This is a genomic window from Paenibacillus sp. FSL H8-0079, from assembly GCF_037991315.1.
Lineage (GTDB): Bacteria > Bacillota > Bacilli > Paenibacillales > Paenibacillaceae > Paenibacillus.
In genome coordinates this window covers 6114634-6132344 of record NZ_CP150300.1, presented here as the reverse complement: position 1 = coordinate 6132344, position 17711 = coordinate 6114634, and the positions used below count along the sequence as shown (strand labels likewise).

General features: G+C 42.3%; 12 protein-coding genes and 1 pseudogene. 5 read left to right on the top strand and 8 right to left on the bottom strand.

The window, feature by feature from the left end:
* Positions 1-91 precede the first annotated feature (91 nt).
* Positions 92-520, bottom strand: coding sequence for an Rrf2 family transcriptional regulator (locus MHI06_RS27370; RefSeq protein ID WP_100528335.1), 429 nt, complete (start codon positions 518-520; stop codon positions 92-94).
* Positions 521-706: 186 nt separating this feature from the next.
* On the opposite strand from MHI06_RS27370, the gene MHI06_RS27365 reads away from it, so the two are divergent.
* From MHI06_RS27365 to MHI06_RS27355, 3 genes are read left to right on the top strand one after another with little or no spacing between them, the layout of a single operon-like run.
* A complete protein-coding gene (locus MHI06_RS27365; RefSeq protein WP_100528336.1) occupies positions 707-1345 on the top strand; it encodes an FMN-dependent NADH-azoreductase in 639 nt (212 codons plus the stop codon).
* Positions 1346-1381: 36 nt separating this feature from the next.
* A complete protein-coding gene (locus MHI06_RS27360) occupies positions 1382-2014 on the top strand; it encodes an NAD(P)-dependent oxidoreductase (RefSeq protein ID WP_100528337.1) in 633 nt (210 codons plus the stop codon).
* A 37-nt stretch (positions 2015-2051) separates the two neighbouring features.
* Positions 2052-2726 carry a DsbA family protein gene (locus tag MHI06_RS27355; RefSeq protein ID WP_100528338.1) on the top strand — a complete coding sequence of 225 codons (675 nt, stop codon included), beginning with the start codon at positions 2052-2054 and terminating at the stop codon, positions 2724-2726.
* Positions 2727-3167: 441 nt separating this feature from the next.
* Here MHI06_RS27355 and namA read toward each other — a convergent pair whose 3' ends face one another.
* The 5 genes and pseudogenes from namA to MHI06_RS27330 form a co-directional block, all read right to left on the bottom strand.
* Positions 3168-4187: an NADPH dehydrogenase NamA gene (gene namA, locus MHI06_RS27350; RefSeq protein WP_340399697.1), complete on the bottom strand. Its 1020-nt coding sequence runs from the start codon at positions 4185-4187 to the stop codon at positions 3168-3170.
* Between the two features lie 51 nt (positions 4188-4238).
* Positions 4239-5135, bottom strand: a complete 897-nt coding sequence (locus tag MHI06_RS27345) for an alpha/beta hydrolase (protein WP_340399696.1) — start codon at positions 5133-5135, stop codon at positions 4239-4241.
* Between the two features lie 182 nt (positions 5136-5317).
* Positions 5318-5629, bottom strand: a complete 312-nt coding sequence (locus MHI06_RS27340) for a metalloregulator ArsR/SmtB family transcription factor (protein ID WP_100528341.1) — start codon at positions 5627-5629, stop codon at positions 5318-5320.
* Between the two features lie 302 nt (positions 5630-5931).
* Positions 5932-6692: pseudogene (locus MHI06_RS27335) on the bottom strand (DMT family transporter); the annotation flags it as partial.
* Between the two features lie 19 nt (positions 6693-6711).
* Positions 6712-7023, bottom strand: coding sequence for a hypothetical protein (locus tag MHI06_RS27330; RefSeq protein WP_100528342.1), 312 nt, complete (start codon positions 7021-7023; stop codon positions 6712-6714).
* A gap of 422 nt (positions 7024-7445) precedes the next feature.
* Between MHI06_RS27330 and MHI06_RS27325 the strand changes: the two genes are divergently transcribed.
* The gene (locus MHI06_RS27325) at positions 7446-8807 is read left to right on the top strand and encodes an FAD-dependent oxidoreductase (RefSeq protein WP_340399695.1); all 1362 of its coding nucleotides are present in this window, start codon (positions 7446-7448) and stop codon (positions 8805-8807) included.
* Positions 8808-9054: 247 nt separating this feature from the next.
* On the opposite strand, the gene MHI06_RS27320 is transcribed toward MHI06_RS27325, so the two are convergent.
* A complete protein-coding gene (locus MHI06_RS27320; RefSeq protein ID WP_340398831.1) occupies positions 9055-10614 on the bottom strand; it encodes an IS1182 family transposase in 1560 nt (519 codons plus the stop codon).
* 143 nt (positions 10615-10757) lie between these two features.
* Entirely contained in the window at positions 10758-16343 is a 5586-nt protein-coding gene (locus tag MHI06_RS27315) for an S-layer homology domain-containing protein (RefSeq protein WP_340399694.1), read from the bottom strand.
* Between the two features lie 378 nt (positions 16344-16721).
* On the opposite strand from MHI06_RS27315, the gene MHI06_RS27310 reads away from it, so the two are divergent.
* Positions 16722-17573 carry a formate/nitrite transporter family protein gene (locus tag MHI06_RS27310; RefSeq protein ID WP_340399693.1) on the top strand — a complete coding sequence of 284 codons (852 nt, stop codon included), beginning with the start codon at positions 16722-16724 and terminating at the stop codon, positions 17571-17573.
* The last annotated feature ends 138 nt before the right edge of the window (positions 17574-17711 follow it).

Genomic DNA, 17711 nt, shown 5'->3' with positions numbered 1-17711 from the left:
ACTGAGCTTTTATGTGAATCGCACCCCGCTTAATGAACAAAAGCAGTCAACCACCAGGTTGACTGCTTACGTTTTGTGTTAGCCAACGTGCCTAACTCGGAACATTATTAAAATTATTAACAACATCTTCTATAGTAACTCCCTGGAGGACCTTTTCTAAAGCTGACTGGGCTAAAATAAAAATAGGTTCAATCGTTTCTTGCAATTGTTTTCCAACAGGGCAATCTGGATTTGGATTTTCATGGATACTAAATAATTCATTTTCGTTTACTACGTTTACTGCTTTGTATACATCAAACAGAGTGATGTCAGACAATTTCCGAGCTAATTTGGCACCTGCGACTCCAGGCTTTATTTTAACCAATCCAGCACTTTTAAGCATACCCATAATTCTTCTTATTACAACAGGGTTAGTGTTAACGCTGTTGGCTATTGCCTCCGATGAGTTAACCCCTGTCTTATTTACCTCAAGCAACGATAAAATGTGAATTCCTACTGAGAAACGACTGCTGATCGACATTGCTTATCCCTCCTTAATACTTTAACTATTTTAGCAGTAATAGATTGATTACAACTGCATGAATGCATAACGTAAATGCCAATATACAATTTAGTATTGACAAGTGCTCATCCTGTAACTATTATAATTACATGTAATCTAAATGGTTACAGGATACAAAATACATTATAAAGGATGGTACCAATTATGGCAAAAGTATTGTATATCACAGCGCATCCACATGATGAAACTCAGTCCTACAGCATGGCAGTTGGCAGCACGTTCATTGAATCTTATAAAGCAGTAAATCCACAGGATGAAGTAATCGCTGTTGATTTGTATAAAGAATATATCCCTTATATCGACGCAGATGTATTTAGCGGTTGGGGGAAACTTCGTTCAGGTACAGAATTTAATCAATTATCAAAAGAGGAACAAGATAAAGTAACACGTCTTGCTGAATTGTCTGATCAATTTATCCAAGCTGATAAATATGTATTTGTTACTCCTTTTTGGAACTTCTCATATCCGCCTATTATGAAAGCTTACATTGATGCAGTTTCTGTAGCCGGAAAATCGTTCAGATACACCGAACAAGGGCAACCTGTAGGGCTTTTGACTGACAAAAAAGCATTACACATCCAAGCACGTGGTGGATTTTATTCTGAGGCACCAGCATCAGAACTTGAAATGGGCCATCGTCATCTCCAAGTCATTATGAATTTCTTTGGTGTTCCTTCTTTTGAAGGATTGTTCGTTGAGGGCCACAATAAAGCCCGCGATAAAGCTCAGGAAATCAAGGAAGATGCACTCCGCCGTGCAAAAGATCTTGCTCAAACGTTCTAATTAGACAAAACAGGTGAATATAAGGAGGAACCGAAGATGAGAATTGGAATTATTGGTGCAAGTGGTAAAGCAGGCGATTATATCTTGAAGGAAGCCTTAAAAAGGGGACATGAAGTTTCAGCGATTGTAAGAAATGCTGCTAAAATTCAAGATGATAACGTATCAGTGTTGGAGAAGAACATTTTTGACTTAAACGAGTCCGATTTGAAGCAATACGATGTTATCGTAAATGCCTTCAAAGCTCCAAATGGTCAGGAACATCAACATGTAGAAGCTGGAAAAGTACTAATCAAAGCGCTAAAAGGAGCTCTTAATACAAGATTGGTTGTGGTCGGAGGAGCAGGAAGTTTGTATCTTGACGAAACGAAAACTCTCCGGAAATTCGAAGCACCTGGATTCCCAGAGGCATACTTTCCAACCGCAACGAACATGTGGAAAAATCTTCAGGATTTACAAGAAACCAATGATATTCAATGGACATATCTTAGCCCTGGGGGAGTTTTTGACCCAGATGGTAAAAGAACTGGTTCATATCAAGTAGGCTCTGATTACGTCATTTTAAACGCAGCTGGTGAAAGTTATATTAGTTATCCTGACTTTGCCATTGCAATGCTTGATGAAATTGAGAAACCACAGCACCAAAATAAACGCTTTACGGTAGTAGGTTAGCGAGGCGGAAAGATTGATTTAGAAAGGAGAAGTAGTTGTGAATACTGACAAAGAGCTTATCTATGCATGGGACGCCTATTGTGGATGGTGTTATGGGTTTTCAAAAACCATCCGTACGTTGCATGAAAATCACCCAGAACTGCCACTTACCGTATTGAGCGGTGGTCTGTTTATTGGTGATCAAAGTCATTCAATGGGTTCATTCCCTCATATTCCAGAAGCTAATAAACGGATTAGTCAACTTACTGGAGCCGAGTTTGGAACAGCTTATCAGGAACTCCTAAAAGAGGGAAGCTTCGTTATGGATTCTAATTCATCAGCAATTGGATTTAATGCTTTGCGATCCCTAGCCCCGGATCGTTCCATCTATCTCGCCTGCGCAATGCAGCATGCATTTTATTACGATGGTTTGAGTCTCAGTGATCCAGAAACTTATCGTAAAATTGCCGTTGATAATAATATTGATCCAAACTCTGTAATGGAACTTTTGAAAGACCCATCGGGAGCCGCTGCAGCACGCGAAGACTTCACCAAAGTAAGAAACTTAGGGATAAATAGCTTTCCTACCCTCCTTCTCCGTAACGGCAAAGAGATAATCTCACTTGCTGGGACTATGGACATTGAGGAGCTTGAAGAGCGTTTAGCTCGCACAAATTTAGAACAAGATACCACAGCGGTATTTTGTTCAATAGATAATAAAAACGGCTGTTGATATCAGCTGAGAAGGAAAGTTCTGTCTGCATTCGTGCGGTCAGAGCTTTTTGAGTTTCTAATGACGTCTCCTCTGCTAGAAACCGAGCACGACTTGCTATTTCGAACAATAAAATGCACTCATAATACAAGACTAAACTAACCTGCCCGTTAGCGTAATGAGGAGCTCATCATCCTAATATAATTTTCCTGTTCTCTACTTTCTGTAAAGGTATACAAAAAAGGATCGTTAGCATTTCTGCAACGATCCCTATTGTCATCCGTTAGTTGTAAAACGCAGTTGATCACGTTGATTCTTTTTTCATTAAGCTAACGTTTTCCGTTAGCGTAATGATCGAATCCCCAAATGAAAAGCAGCCGATCACATTGATCGGCTGACTTCTCTTCTTTGAATAAAGAAAGTTGTTTCGTAAAGTTGGAATCATCGATTTTATATCAGTTTTTATAGCTTGGTTATCCACGACCATGAATAGGATTTAGGAAGTTCTAGTTTGACACCTAAACGACTTGCAGCCATGTATGCCCAATGAGGGTTCCACATTAACTCACGGCCGAGGAATATTAAGTCGGCACGATTATTCCGTAAAATTTCTTCAGCATGTTCTGGTTCTTTTATTAAACCAACAGCTCCTGTTGGGATGTTGGCTTTACTTCGAATCATGTCTGCAAATGGTACTTGATAGCCTGGGTAAGTTTGCGGTCGAATACCAACCAATCCACCAGTGCTGACGTCTACTAAATCAACGCCTAGTTCCTTCATTAAGGAACTATAATACACGTAGTCTTCTGGTAGACTCCCTTCAGGATGGTATTCATCAGCAGAAATACGTGCAAATAAAGGTCCTTCCCAAACTGTTTTAATACCTTCAATTACTTCTTTCAAGAAACGAAAACGATTCTCACGAGACCCACCATACTCATCCTGACGGTTGTTGCTTAAAGGAGATAAGAACTCATGAATTAAATACCCATGTGCCGCATGGATTTCTATAACATCAAAACCAGCTTTCCTAGCTCGATTCGCTCCTTCTACAAAGCCATGGATTACTTCTTTTATTTGATTTATAGTCATCTCCTCGGGCACTTTTTGACCTTCTTCATATGGAATAGGTGAAGGTGCAATAATTGAACCATCTATTTTTGCCTTACGTCCAGCGTGTGAAAGCTGTATTCCAATAGAAGTACCCAAATCGTGAACAAGACCTGTAAGCTCGCTAAGTCCTTCGATATGGGAATTGTTCCAAATACCAAGGTCTTGAGGTGTCATCCGTCCTTGCATTGTGATAGCGGTAGCCTCTACCAATATAAGTCCTACACCTCCGACCGCACGAGCAGGGTAGTGAATTTTATGCCAAGGCTGCACAATTCCTGATTCATCTTCACAAGCGTACATACTCATAGGGGACATAACGATTCTATTTTTTAGTGTTAAGTCCTTTATTTTATAGGGGGAGAAAAGCATCGTTTCGACTCCTTAACAAAAAATTAGATTTTCTTTGTTTACTCAAAATAATTACTTTGAAAAAATTTCATCCATAAACGCTCCAGCACTTTCAATAGCTTCCTTGCCTTCTTCTAGGAAAGAATGAAATGCTGGCCAATTATGAACCATACCAGGGAAGGATCTAAATCTTACATCAATTCCTGCTAATGCAGCATTGCTAACAAATGTTAAAGCTTCACTTAACATCACTTCAACTTCTCCCACCATTACATAAAGGGGTGGTAATCCTCTTAAATCACCGTATATTGGCGATGCTAAAGGAACCTCTGGTGAAACACCATTCAAATATGTTTCTGCTAAATATTTAACACCTGCAGTTGAATTCATTGGATCAATTCCTTCTTTTGTTATATAAGTTTCACTAGTTTGCCCCAAATCAATCCAAGGGGAAATCATTACTCCTGCTGATGGAAGAGGGAGATGATTGTCACGGATGCTCATTAACAACCCAGCAGTCATACTGCCTCCTGCTGATTCACCAGCAACGATAATATCTTTCCCTTTATAACCTTGATCTAATAACCACTTGTAGGCGTTCATTGCATCGTCCAGTGGAGCAGGGAAATGATGTTCAGGTGCCAGGCGATAGTTAATAGCCAGGGTGCGTGCTTTGGCTGCTCTTCCTAATTCACTCGTTTCTCCGCGATGAGTTGCAATGCTTCCAAATAGAAAACCTCCACCATGTAGGTAAAGAAGTACACGATCATCCTGGGATTCAGGAACTATTTGCCACTCACCCTCCATCCCATTAATATCTACTTTTTCTCTTACAACATCATCGGCAACTGGTAATGTTCCATATGCTTTTTCAGCTTGTGCTCGTAATTCGTTAACAGGTATAAAGAAGTCAGGTATATTATCTTTAAAGAAATTACTTGCTTTTTGTCTATCTTTATAATTGCTCATTTATAAAAGCTCCTTCATGTTAAGTGGTTTGTTTATCTAAAAAAATAGATTTATTAAATCGTATTATATCGATATAAGAGTGAATACTAAACCTCATTCATAATTGTGTCAAGCATAATAAAAAAAAACTCACCGTTAACATATAGGGTGAGTGTAGAGAATTTTAGGTTACTTTCGAAATTTTACAAATCAAATTTTAACCAGTCAGCTAGTTTTTCTACAGCTTCTTGGTTTCTTCTGTAATAAGTCCATTGTCCAATATTTTTTGCCTCTAATAATCCACTTTCATGTAATAATGAAAGGTAAATAGATACAGTAGATTGGGACAAACCGACCTTTTTTTTTATACTTGCTACACAAACACCTCCAAGAAAATTATTTGTGCTTAATGAATGTGATTGTGGTTCGAAATTTTCTGTAGGGTCTTTTAGCCATTTTAATATCTGGAGACGTGTTTCATTTGATATAGCTTTTAATACTTTTAATTCATCCATTTATTAAATATCTCCATTTCTATAATATTGACCAAATAGGAAGAAGTCATTTGTTTATAAGCTTCTTATAATTCAAGGATAAAATAGATTTTATCAAATTTCAAATATGTCCAATGTTTACATCAAACCTGAGATATTTATAAATCATCATATTAGAATACATGCGTTTTCTCTTTTTTCACTAACCTGCCCGTTAGTTGCACAAAAGCAGCCGATCACATTGTGTCAGCTGCTTTCTTAGTTGTATTAGTTAGTTGAACGAAGATAAGATTATTGTTTAGCCCATTATAGTCAGCTTAATCTTACGTTCGACTTTTCTGAATTGATTTTTGGTTTATATTAACTAGCAATATACTTATTACAATTAACAGTAGTCCCACTAATAAATTTATAGTTATATTTTCATGTGAAAATAGCGCACTTATCACTATAGAGACAACTGGTATTAAGAATGTATAAGAACCTACCTTACTTACTTCTCCAGAACCAATAAGTGTGAAATAAATTAACCAACCAATTGCAATCACAAATATCCCTATAATAAGTAAATAGGAAATGAAGGGTGCATTCCAAACAACATCATTCCAATTCTCAGATACTGATCCTGTTCCCGTTAAAATCACCCCACCAATGAGCAGTTGGAGTGCTGTTGCCCAAGTTGCATCTACTCTTTCATTGTTTTTTTCGTATACACAACTCCAAAACTCCAGAAAAGAGCGGTGCATAGCGCTAAAATCACACCCGAGACCGATGATTCGTTTCCGTTAAAACTAGTTGCACTCAATGTAAACACACCAATAGAACCTAAGATTAAACCTATAATCTTTAGGCCATACATCGTCTCACCCAACCAAATCCATGAAAATAGTCCTAAAAGGACAGGTTGGAGAAATACAACAGCTGAAAATAATCCAGCAGGCATATAATTTAAACCAACCGTCTGAAGACCATAATATAAAATAATATTAAACAAAGATGAAATTACATAAATACGCCAGTTTTCTTTAAATCGCAATGATTTGTATTTAGGTAGAGCAAAAATCATTAAAATGGCCCCACCGATATATATTAGACGTTTTTTTTTAGTTTTGTAAAGTTGAATCAAACTTTCCTTGAGCTTGTCCTACTAAATAATAGCCGAAATCGTTCTTATCCGGTCTCGATCCTTTATTGCCAGTAAGAAATACAATGGCTTCTTCTCCAATTTTAAATGTAGGAGAGGCTTCTTCATTGAAGGTGTAAATCATATTATCTGTTTCCCCACCCTTAACCCGTATTGTTACTGTTTCATCAGGTTCTCCTTTATAAACAGTTTGAACCCGAATGGTAGTATTTGTGACAGGGAATCCTTCAAAGTCTTTTTTTACTTCTTGAGAAATAACTGTTCCAGACACAATAACATCAGCTCTGTAAGGATTTTTTATTATTGTAAGCGCTTACCGATTTAAAAATCAACCCTGTATTGAAAATTGAAGCCATTTAATTTTTGTACAAGTAAAACGTGAATGGAGAAGAAGGTTCTACCTACAAGCGTCCATACAGGGAACGCGTAAGCCTTTGCATAGCATAAATCGACTCGAATCCGGGGAAAATGAAATCAATAAAACGAAGGGAAGAAAGGCTTGAATACAGGGAAAACACCTCTTTCGACAAACTTTTTTTGCTCAACCTATTGCAATGTGAAAAAGATCACATTATAATGAGTGTATAAAGTGAAATAAATCACATACACAGTATCGATTAAGAAGTGAAATATTTCACAACTACAATAACCTTATATTCAAACTCATTTATATATTTCGAGGAGGAACTTTTAATGAAAATCGCAGTTATCGGATGTACACACGCAGGGACCGCAGCCATCGTAAACACCGCCAAATTGTACCCGGATGCTACCATCACGGTGTATGAGCGCAATGACAATATCTCCTTCCTATCTTGTGGCATTGCGCTCTACGTAGGTGGAGTTGTGAAAGACCCTGACGGTTTGTTCTATTCTTCGCCTAATCAACTGGCAGATCTCGGTGTAGTGACCAAGATGCTTCATGAAGTAACAGCAGTTGATGCCAAGGGTCATACCCTTCAGGCTAAAAACCTGCAAACTGGGGAAGAATTTGAAGATACGTTTGACAAACTGATCGTAACAACGGGTTCATGGCCTGTCGTTCCGAAGCTTGAAGGCATTGAGATGGACAACATTTTACTTTGCAAAAACTACAATCATTCCAACACAATTATTGAAAAAGCCAAAGATGCCAAACGCGTTACCGTTGTGGGTGCAGGATATATCGGCGTAGAACTGGTTGAGGCTTTCCAGATGAACGGCAAGGAAGTTACACTGATCGATAGTGTCGACCGGATTTTGAACAAATACCTGGACCCTGAATTCACGGATGCGATCGAAGATACGTTGACTGGACGCGGTATCAAGCTGGCTCTCGGTCAAACGGTACAGAAATTTACTGGAGAGAATGGCAAAGTGACTAAGGTAATCACGTCCAAAGGGGAGTTTGAAACCGATTTGGTTATTCTGTGCATCGGCTTCCGTCCGAATACAGAGCTACTCAAAGGCCAAGTGGATATGCTGCCGAACGGTGCGATCGTCGTGGATAAATATATGCAAACCAGTCAAAAAGACGTCTTCGCTGCGGGTGACAGCTGTGCTATTCATTACAATCCGACAGGCAAAGCAGCGTACATTCCACTGGCGACTAACGCCGTGCGGATGGGTACACTCGTAGCCCGTAACCTGGTTCGTCCTACGACACCGTATATGGGTACACAAGGCACATCGGGTATCAAAATTTATGAGCAAAATATCGCGGGTACAGGCATGACGGAAACGTCTGCTGCTGACGAAGGTCTGATTGTGGAAGCCGTGGTACTGGAAGACAGCTACCGTCCGGAGTTCATGCCAACGGCGGAGAAACTGTTGCTTAAAGTGGTATATGAACAGGCTACTCGTCGCATCGTCGGAGCACAAGTAATGTCACAGGTTGATCTGACTCAATCGATTAATACGATCTCGGTCTGCATCCAAAACAACATGACCGTAGATGAGCTGGCCTTCATCGACTTCTTCTTCCAGCCACATTACAACAAACCGTGGAACTTCCTGAACACGGCGGGTCTGCAAGCACTGCCTCCAATTGAAGTAAAAGCACCAGCAATGGTGTAAGGAAGCAGAATAAATCATAATAGATGAGTATAAAGACGCGAAGAAGACTGGCGAGTATATCGTCAGTCTTCTTCTTTTGTGTGTGTATTGCTGCTGGTTGTATCACAGCTAGAGTACCTGAATTTATATGAATTTACATATCACATAAGTTGTCAAAATAAATAAGGGGCTGTCTCAAAAGCCCTTGAAAAAAGTATAGGCAAAAAGAAATACCACGCATACGTTCAAAAAAGGACAAAGCAGAGGTTTATTCTGCTTTGTCCTTTTTGCGTTTTTCTGTCAATGTGGCTTTTTTGAGTAGATTGTGGGCAAGGCAAAGCCACCCAACCTCCAGGCTCACTTTTTGCAAGCCGCGAAGCAGGAATCTTCGGAATCCCCGGTTATTTTTAATTTGTCCAAACACACTCTCAGGCTCCGTCATGCGCCGAACTGAAAGGGTATATCCTTCCTCACTACGTAACCGTTCCCGCATCTCGTTTTTTTGACGCATATAGGTAAGACTGACGGTAATCTCCCGATTGCCTTTCGCTGTTGTGCATTTGGTTTTCAGGGGACATTCGCTACAGTCTGCACTTCGATAATGGCGGGTTCGAATCGCGTAGCCACTCTCCGTGACCGCCTGACTTTCATACCGGAATGGTAACGTTTGCCCTGCCGCACAGGTCCATGTATCTTCGGTTTCGTTGTAGCTCCAGTGGTCCACTTTGCCCAGCGCTTGCTTCCATGCCCTCGTTTTCTCTTTATGGTATGTTCCGTATTTGACGATGCCGTGGATGTTTTTTTCTTCCAAATAGCTGTAATTTTCTTCGCTTCCATACCCGGCATCGGCAATGACGGTTTTCACTCTTTTACCAAGCTGCTCTTCCAGATGATCCAGGTGCGGTTTCAGACATTTGGTGTCCGTGGGCCGCTGGTGTACACTGTAGCCCAATACAAACTGGTTTTCCGTTCCGATTTGTACATTGTATCCAGGCTTTAGTTGACCATTTCGCATGTGGTCTTCTTTCATTCGCATGAACGTCGCATCTGGATCGGTTTTGCTGTAACTGCCCCGCTCACCAGCAGTTTGGATCTGATGCTCATACTTTTGCAACCGGGGCAGGAAGTCTTTGCACAACTGTCGCACCGCTTTTTTTAATGTTTTGCTCTTCGGTTTTTCGCTTAGCTTTTCCTCCAATTGCTTGACGGCTTGTTCCAGTTTTTCCGCAGTGAGAGCCGAGACTTCGCCAAGTTCAGGCAGGTCGGTTCCGGTGTGGAGGGTATCTTCTTCGTTTTCCGCTTCTTCGATGGCTTGAAACAAGGTATGTACTTTTTCTTGCAGCTTGGCCTGGTGCTTGACGACGGCTTTTTTCCACACAAAGGTGTAGCGATTCGCATTCGCTTCAAGCTTGGTTCCGTCCAAAAAATAGTGATCCAAGGACACGTATTGCTCCTGAACCAACAGCTCCAGCACATGGGTAAACACAGTTTCCAAGACCTCTTTCATCCGCTCGGAACGAAAGCGATTAATGGTCCGGAAATCCGGTTGTTGCCGCCCGGCTATCCACATGAACATGATATTTTCGCGAACCGCCTTGGCAATTTGCCGGGAAGAATAGATGCGCTGGGTGTAGGCGTAGATGATGATTTTGGTGAGCATTTTGGGATGATAGCTATGGCGACCCCCGCCAGGATACGCCGAGTTAAAAATGGAATCGCTGAGGCGATTGATTGCGTTATTCACAACACGAACGAGGTGATTTTTGGGGATATCTGTCTCCAAATCCATTGGCAAGAAAAGTTGATCCATGGTATATTGAATGTACAAAGAAACCGTCTCCTTTCAAATGGTGGGTCGCACTTCCATTTTACCAAGGAACGGTTTCTTTTTGTTTTACAATTTTGAAAACAGAGCTGTCTCTAGCCATTTTATGACTTATGGGACAGCCCCTTCGAGCTAGCTCATAATCTTTAGATTAAATCGGATTTGCTCAGTAGACGATGAATCAGAGTCGCTACTTCTGCACGTGTAACATTGGCTTTTGCCGCAAGATTACCATCACTACGTCCACTGATGAGGCCTGCCTTGGCTGTTAGTGCGATGTTATCCTTCGCCCAGTTGCCGGCATTAGCGCTATCCTTAAATGTAGAGAGAATCTCGTTAGCATCCAGAGTAGCGTATTGGTCTGCAAGACCTGTCAACTTCATCGCTCTCGCGATTAACGTCATTGCCTGTTCCCGTGTAATCGTGTCATTCGGACGGAACGTACCATCCTCAAACCCATTAATCAGTTCGTAGGAAGCCGCAGTCTGAACCGCGCTGGAATACCAATCATTCGTAGTGACATCCCGGAATGGTTGTGTACCTTCCCCCAGCTTGAGACCCAATCCACGGACGATGATAGCTGCGAATTCAGCTCGTGTAATCGCTTTGTTCGGGTTGAAGGTCGTATCGTTAACGCCCTGGATGACCATCCGGGAACCCATCTCGTTTACCGCATCTTTCGCCCAGTGTTTCTCTACATCCGCAAATGTTAGCGGGTTCCATATAATTCCATACGTGCTATTCGTCAAACTGTTAATCTCCGCATAAAATGTTCCCTGATCCACAACAACCTTGGTTGGTACATGTCGCACTGTACCGTCAGGCTCTACGACAATACCGGTTGTAATCTTATTCGGATCGATCTCGGGAGACAATGCAATTCTGCGTTCAACGTATGCGTTGAACTTCGTAATTTCAGTTGTTTGGCCGTTGTACTGTCCAGTTACCGTGAAGTCAACAGGTGAGGCAACGAGTGTAAAATCACCTTGAGCTGCTGCATTCACTGCAACCTGATTCATTGTATCGGAAGATTTGGCTATCGTAATACGAACCACGATATCTTCCAGTTTCAGACCGTTGCCGAGACTTTCGGCAAAAGCATCAATGTTAATTTCTGAAGCAGGGAGCGTATAACTCGCCTGATCTGTCTGGAGAACCAGCGTTGCAGACAGACGTTCCATGTTTTTCACCGACTGGCCGTTCAACTCACCAACGATGACATTGGAGGATGATTTAACCGGAATGGTGACGATTGCCCGAGGGCCTTCGGCATCCAATTTCGCTTGTAACTTCACCGGATCAACGATAAGTACCGTGGTTTTAACACCATTGGCTTCTGTTGTTTTCATCTTCCCTGCATTTTCAGTTTTGCCGTTGACGATAATGATGACATCTTCGTCACTTGCATTGGTATTACTATTGTTACCGTTATTGGTAGTCGGATTCGTCGTGTTGTTTCCCCCTGAAGGCGGAGAGACGACGGGAACATCGGGATTATTGGTCCCTGGTGCAGGCTCATTCGTTACTACAGATGAAGTCCATCCGAATTTTACAATCTTGCCTTCGGCATCTACTTCGGCAACAGCGATTTTATCTCCGTTTGCTGCGTTGATTAGACCATTGTTCGTCCAGTTTTCGTAGTCTGTAGCTACATCACCAATAGCTGGCACGTTGATATTTCCGGTACCGAAGTTTTTATAAACGAAACGATGTCCAATAGCCTGAATTGCAGGGGTTACTGTAATGAGTGTTTTTCCGTCATTTGTTGACCCGCTAGGATCAACAGCGACCACGATCAGGTCGGTTGCAAGATTCGCTGTGAAGTGAAGTGTTTTCTCCGTCCCGGCTGGAACTGAACCACTCGCAGCCACACGCACCTTAACTGTGTGTTCACCACTGAGATCCGGTGTATTAGAGCCGTTAAAGTGGACAAAGGCTCCATTGTCGATTTGATATTCCATGGTAGTGTCCAAACCGATAATGGTGTTGTTCTGGTCATCCGCAGTGACATTCGGTGCAGCAGGGACCGATGCACTGGAACCTACAGTCACTGGTGTTTCTGATGATGCAAACGTAGAGGAGGTTGCTTTTGTACGAACATAATACGTACTTGGCTCCAATCCTGTAACTGTTGTGTCATAGATAGTTGTCCATGCGCCGTTGATGTCTTTTTTGTATTCCATTTGATCAGTTACATTCGTAAGGGTTCCATCATGAGCGCCGTTTGATGTTACATTGGTCTTGCCGACTTCTGTTGGAGTCGCAGGGCGCGATGGAATGACGAGTGTTTGAACTGAGCTATCTGTAGTCGTGGTGCCATTGCCTGGTTTCACGATAGACAATGTGGTTCCGATCCAGCTGTTGTCGATCGTAATCTGACCTGAACCATCTGTAACAGCACTTGCTCCGTTGATGGAGTATGGAGCGTTAGGCACAAGTCCTGTCAGTTGCTCATCTGCATAGCTGATGACAGCCTCCGGTGTCGTTTCCGGTGTAGCAGACGCCGAACCAATGGTCACGGGTGCTTCGGCCGATGCAAATGCAGAAAAGGTTGCTTTGATACGCACATAGTATCGATCTGGTGTGAGAGCTGTAATCGTAGTGTTATCAATAGCTGTCCATGAACCGTTGACGTCTTGTTTGTACTCCATCTGATCTGTGACATTTGTGATCGTTCCATCATTTGCTCCATCAAAGGTTTCATCGGTCTTGCCGATTCCGAATGGAGTCGTAGGACGAGATGGAATGATCAATGTTTGAGCTGAACTGTCCGTTGTTGTGATGCCGTTACCTGTTCTCACAATGGACAAAGTAGTTCCGATCCAACTGTTATCTATGGTGATATATCCTGAACCATCTGTAACAACATTCGCTCCGTTGATCGAGTATGCTGCATTAGGCACGAGCCCAGTCAATTGCTCGTCCACATAGTTAATTACAGCGGCTGGTGTTGCTTCCGGTGTAACGGACGTCGAACCTAACGTCACGGGTGTTTCGGTAGAAGCAAATGTAGAAGATGTTGCTTTGGTACGAATATAGTACGTACTTGGTGCGAGTCCTGTAACTGAAGTGTCATCGATAGCTGTCCATGAACCGTTGATGTCTTGTTTGTACTCCATCTGATCAGTGACATTCGTGATCGTTCCATCATGGGCACCGTTCGATGTTTCATCCGTCTTACTAATGCCAGTTGGAGTTGCAGGACGAGATGGGATGACCAAGGTTTGAGCTGAGCTATCTGTAGTTGAGGTGCCATTGCCTTTCTTCACGATGGACAACGTGGTTCCGATCCAACTGTTGTCGATAGTAATATGTCCTAAACCATCTGCTACAGCATTCGCTCCATTAATGGAGTATGCAGCATTAGGGACGAGTCCTGTCAGCTTTTCATCTACATAGCTGATGACAGCGGCTGGTGTCGTTTCTAGTGTAGCTGTGCGGTTTACTGTTACTGCATAGTACTGTACGGTCGTATTGTCGGCTGCCGTCACTTTAATGTATGCAGTGATAGCTCCACCTGCTGTGAGCGGGATCGTTGAGTTTCCTGTAACTGCACCAGTGGAATAGTCGCTGTTGCTGAACAACTCCATCTTGGCCTGATTGTCTGCCAGTACAAGATTGGCTAATCCCAGTGTTGAGGTTGTGTTAGGCACGTTAACTGCCCAGTTAACCGCTGTCCCAGATGTCGTTCCATCTCCGCCTCCTGGAGCACTGTCAGTCTGTCCAAGTACAGTTGTCAGACCAGCATTATTGCTGCCCATTGTAGCACTCCCTAATACAATCCGTGCATTGTCGTTACCTGCAATATAGAACTTTCCGTCATGATAATAAACGGTGTTTAAACCTTTTCCGACTATGCCTAGTGTAGTCTCATCGTAAGTGGTCCAGTTCACCAAATCTGAGGATGAATACATCATATAATGTTCAATCATTCTGCCATAAATATCATATTCATACAAAGTACCGACAGCTACGTAGATACCATCTCCGTATGTGATAGATTTTAAGCCAGTATAATTGATAGTATCAATGTTATGTCTGGTCCAAGTTGAGCTAGTGTTCAAGACACCTGTCGTTTCTAACAGGATAGGAAACGAAGATTCATCTGATCCGGCAATTACATATTTTCCATCTACATAGATGATGTCATTTAACGAGTAATAATTTTCATGAATTTCATCATTTGGATCAATGATCTGAGTCCAATTCATTCCATTTGCATCAGATTTCCAAATTACTCCGTAACCTGTTGCGATATATGCACCATTTACATACTTCACATTAAATATATCTCTATTTGGGATTAAAATGTTTGTGCCCTTCGTCCAAGATAATCCGTCAACGGAGTTGAGCGTATCGCCTGTACCCGTTACTGCAACAAAACCTCCACTTGCACCATAGGTCAGCGCTACTACTCTGCCGGTTACACCAGCGGGAAGATTGCTGAGTGTCCAATGTTCGCCATCGGAGGATACCCCAATTTTTTTACCCATGGCGACAAAAGTGTTATGGCCGTATGCAACTTTGGAAAAAGCCTCTTTAGGAAGCAACTGGCTATTTGTACTTAGATGCTCCCAGTCGCTGTTGGAATTCAATATAAGGCTATCTGTTGTATCACTGCCATATAATGAATCACCGACAACCACCCATGTGCTGCCGTTATAAGCGATACCCTGCAGATTCGCCGCGGTTTTTTTCCACTCGGATTTGTCCGCAGTAACGACAAGACTATTAGGAGCCGAGGTGACAAGGACCATACCCGTTCCATTCGAAGCTGCAGATTGGATGGTCATATTGGTTACCGTAGGCTCTGAAGTCCAATTGACGCCGTTATCCGTGGATGAGTCCAGTTTGCCTGCCTGACCAAAACGGTAGAGTGTTGATCCGGCTTTGACAGTACTCATTGCATTGTTATAAGAGGCATCAGGTGCAAACGTTATTCCGTCACTGCTGGAGTAGCCAATCGTTGAATTTTTAATAAGATAAAGCTTCCCATTATAGATCGAGAATCGTTCCAAGGAGGAAGTGCCATTCAAAAAAACATTCGTCCAGCTACTTCCGTTACTTGAATAAGCGTATCCAGAAAATACATTACCTCCGACAACGTATCTACCTGATATATAGGCCATATCTGTCAAATGAAAGGGTGAGCTTGAAGTACCATTGGATGGCCAAATTTTTGGTACAGTACTCGATAACGTCCATGTCACCCCATCCGAAGATGAATAAATAATGCCTACATCTTGCGCGCGGTCACTGGCATGCCATTTTCCACCAACAGCGTAAAAATTGCCGTTTGTATAAACGACTTTTTGCAAAATGTCTCCATTAATTCCTGATGATTTGTCGACCCATGTTTCGCCATCAGACGAAACGATCAATCTTGCTTTATTAGGAGTAGATTCCACCCCGACTGCGACATATACATGGTTTGCATACACGAGGCTTCTCCATGATGTTTTTTCGTTAGAAACTCCTGTATTCACTACAGCCCAGTTTAATCCATCTGTGGACTGAACAATACGTCCTTTTTCACCCACTGCGGTGTATTTCCCGTTAGCATAAACAACGTTTACCAGATTACGATCGACGTTGTTATTGACTGCGGACAGTATATTCACATTTCCGTTAGTGGAAGCATGAGCTTTGGGAAGAAGGACATTGGGGAGAACCAGAGTGAATATCAAAACATACATCATAATTGTTCTCCAGCGTAAAGAGTGTTTGAACATGTTTGAACCTCCTATTTGTCCGTAGATATGCTATGAAATGACCTACAGAACATCATTTTGATGACATACACAACATGGAACTGTTTTTGACCCAAATCCGACCCTGCCCAACAGATGTAAATTCGATATGTGTGCCTATTATATAAATTGATTCTGAACAAATTCTGAGCAATTTCCTTCATATGTATAAGTTTCTATAGCAATCGTATTTGCCTGAAAACCATAATTTTAAAATTTTCTTTATAAACAACATTGTGATAATTTGCACAAAGTTTTGTATAGGACCGAGATACAATTAGGATGTGGCATTCAACGCAAAACTAATGAATTTCAGGTGGTTTTATCCAATGATGAACAATGAAGGAGAGGATGAGTGATATGGCAGCAAAAACACCTCTTGAGGTTGCACAATATACGGCGCAAACAGGCATGAAAAAGGCTCAATACCCGGTATCTTCTGTACTGGTGCTCAGTTTTCTGGCAGGGGCTTTTATCGCGCTGGGTTTTCTACTGGATATTCGGGTGATTGCATCTGCTCCGGCAGAGTGGGGAAGCCTGGTTAATCTGATTGGAGCAGCGGTGTTCCCGGTGGGGCTAATTATGGTTCTCATCGGTGGCGGTGAATTGCTGACAGGGAATATGATGGCTGTTCCGCTCGCTGCGATCGCACGCAAGCTGTCAGTAGGCAGCATGGTGAAGAATCTTACATTCGTAACAATAGGTAATTTTCTTGGAGCAATCTTTGTCGCGTACGCGTTTGGACATGTGCTTGGTCTGACTGGAGAGGGTGTATATCTGGCAAAAGTGGTGGATATGGCTGGGCATAAGCTGCATGATGGCTTCCTACAGGCTTTTATCTCTGGCATCGGCTGTAACTGGCTGGTGGCGCTGGCAGTATGGCTATCTTATGCATCCGATACGATGAGTGGCAAGGTACTGGGTATTTGGTTTCCAACGATGGCGTTTGTGGCCATTGGATTCCAGCACGTTGTGGCCAATATGTTCCTCATTCCGGCGGCAATCTTTGAAGGGTATTATTCGTGGGGACAATATGTGATGAATTTCATTCCGGTGTGGCTCGGCAATCTAACTGGTGGTGCTCTGTTTGTAGCTGCAGCCTATTGGGTGGTGTACCTGCGCCAAGCTGAGCCGAAAGTGAAACCAGAGGTAGTAACGTCGATCGAACCTGTGGAGACGGAGGGTAGAGTGATGTTGAGCAAGCAGGCGTAGCGGAATATAGCACTACAATGCATTACTCGATACACGTATATCATATACACATAGAAGTGAAGACGATTCTGAATTTGCTCGGTTCATGGCAAATATGCTGTGATGGAGCAGGCCGGAATCTTTTTTTTGTCCTTTATT

Bases quoted from the DNA above. Each gene is read 5' to 3' on its own strand.
- MHI06_RS27345 (WP_340399696.1), bottom strand. From the start codon at position 5,135: ATGAGCAATTATAAAGATAGACAAAAAGCAAGTAATTTCTTTAAAGAT.
- MHI06_RS27310 (WP_340399693.1), top strand. From the start codon at position 16,722: ATGGCAGCAAAAACACCTCTTGAGGTTGCACAATATACGGCGCAAACA.
- namA (WP_340399697.1), bottom strand. From the start codon at position 4,187: ATGCTTTTCTCCCCCTATAAAATAAAGGACTTAACACTAAAAAATAGA.
- MHI06_RS27365 (WP_100528336.1), top strand. From the start codon at position 707: ATGGCAAAAGTATTGTATATCACAGCGCATCCACATGATGAAACTCAG.
- MHI06_RS27360 (WP_100528337.1), top strand. From the start codon at position 1,382: ATGAGAATTGGAATTATTGGTGCAAGTGGTAAAGCAGGCGATTATATC.
- MHI06_RS27315 (WP_340399694.1), bottom strand. From the start codon at position 16,343: ATGTTCAAACACTCTTTACGCTGGAGAACAATTATGATGTATGTTTTG.
- MHI06_RS27325 (WP_340399695.1), top strand. From the start codon at position 7,446: ATGAAAATCGCAGTTATCGGATGTACACACGCAGGGACCGCAGCCATC.
- MHI06_RS27340 (WP_100528341.1), bottom strand. From the start codon at position 5,629: ATGGATGAATTAAAAGTATTAAAAGCTATATCAAATGAAACACGTCTC.
- MHI06_RS27370 (WP_100528335.1), bottom strand. From the start codon at position 520: ATGTCGATCAGCAGTCGTTTCTCAGTAGGAATTCACATTTTATCGTTG.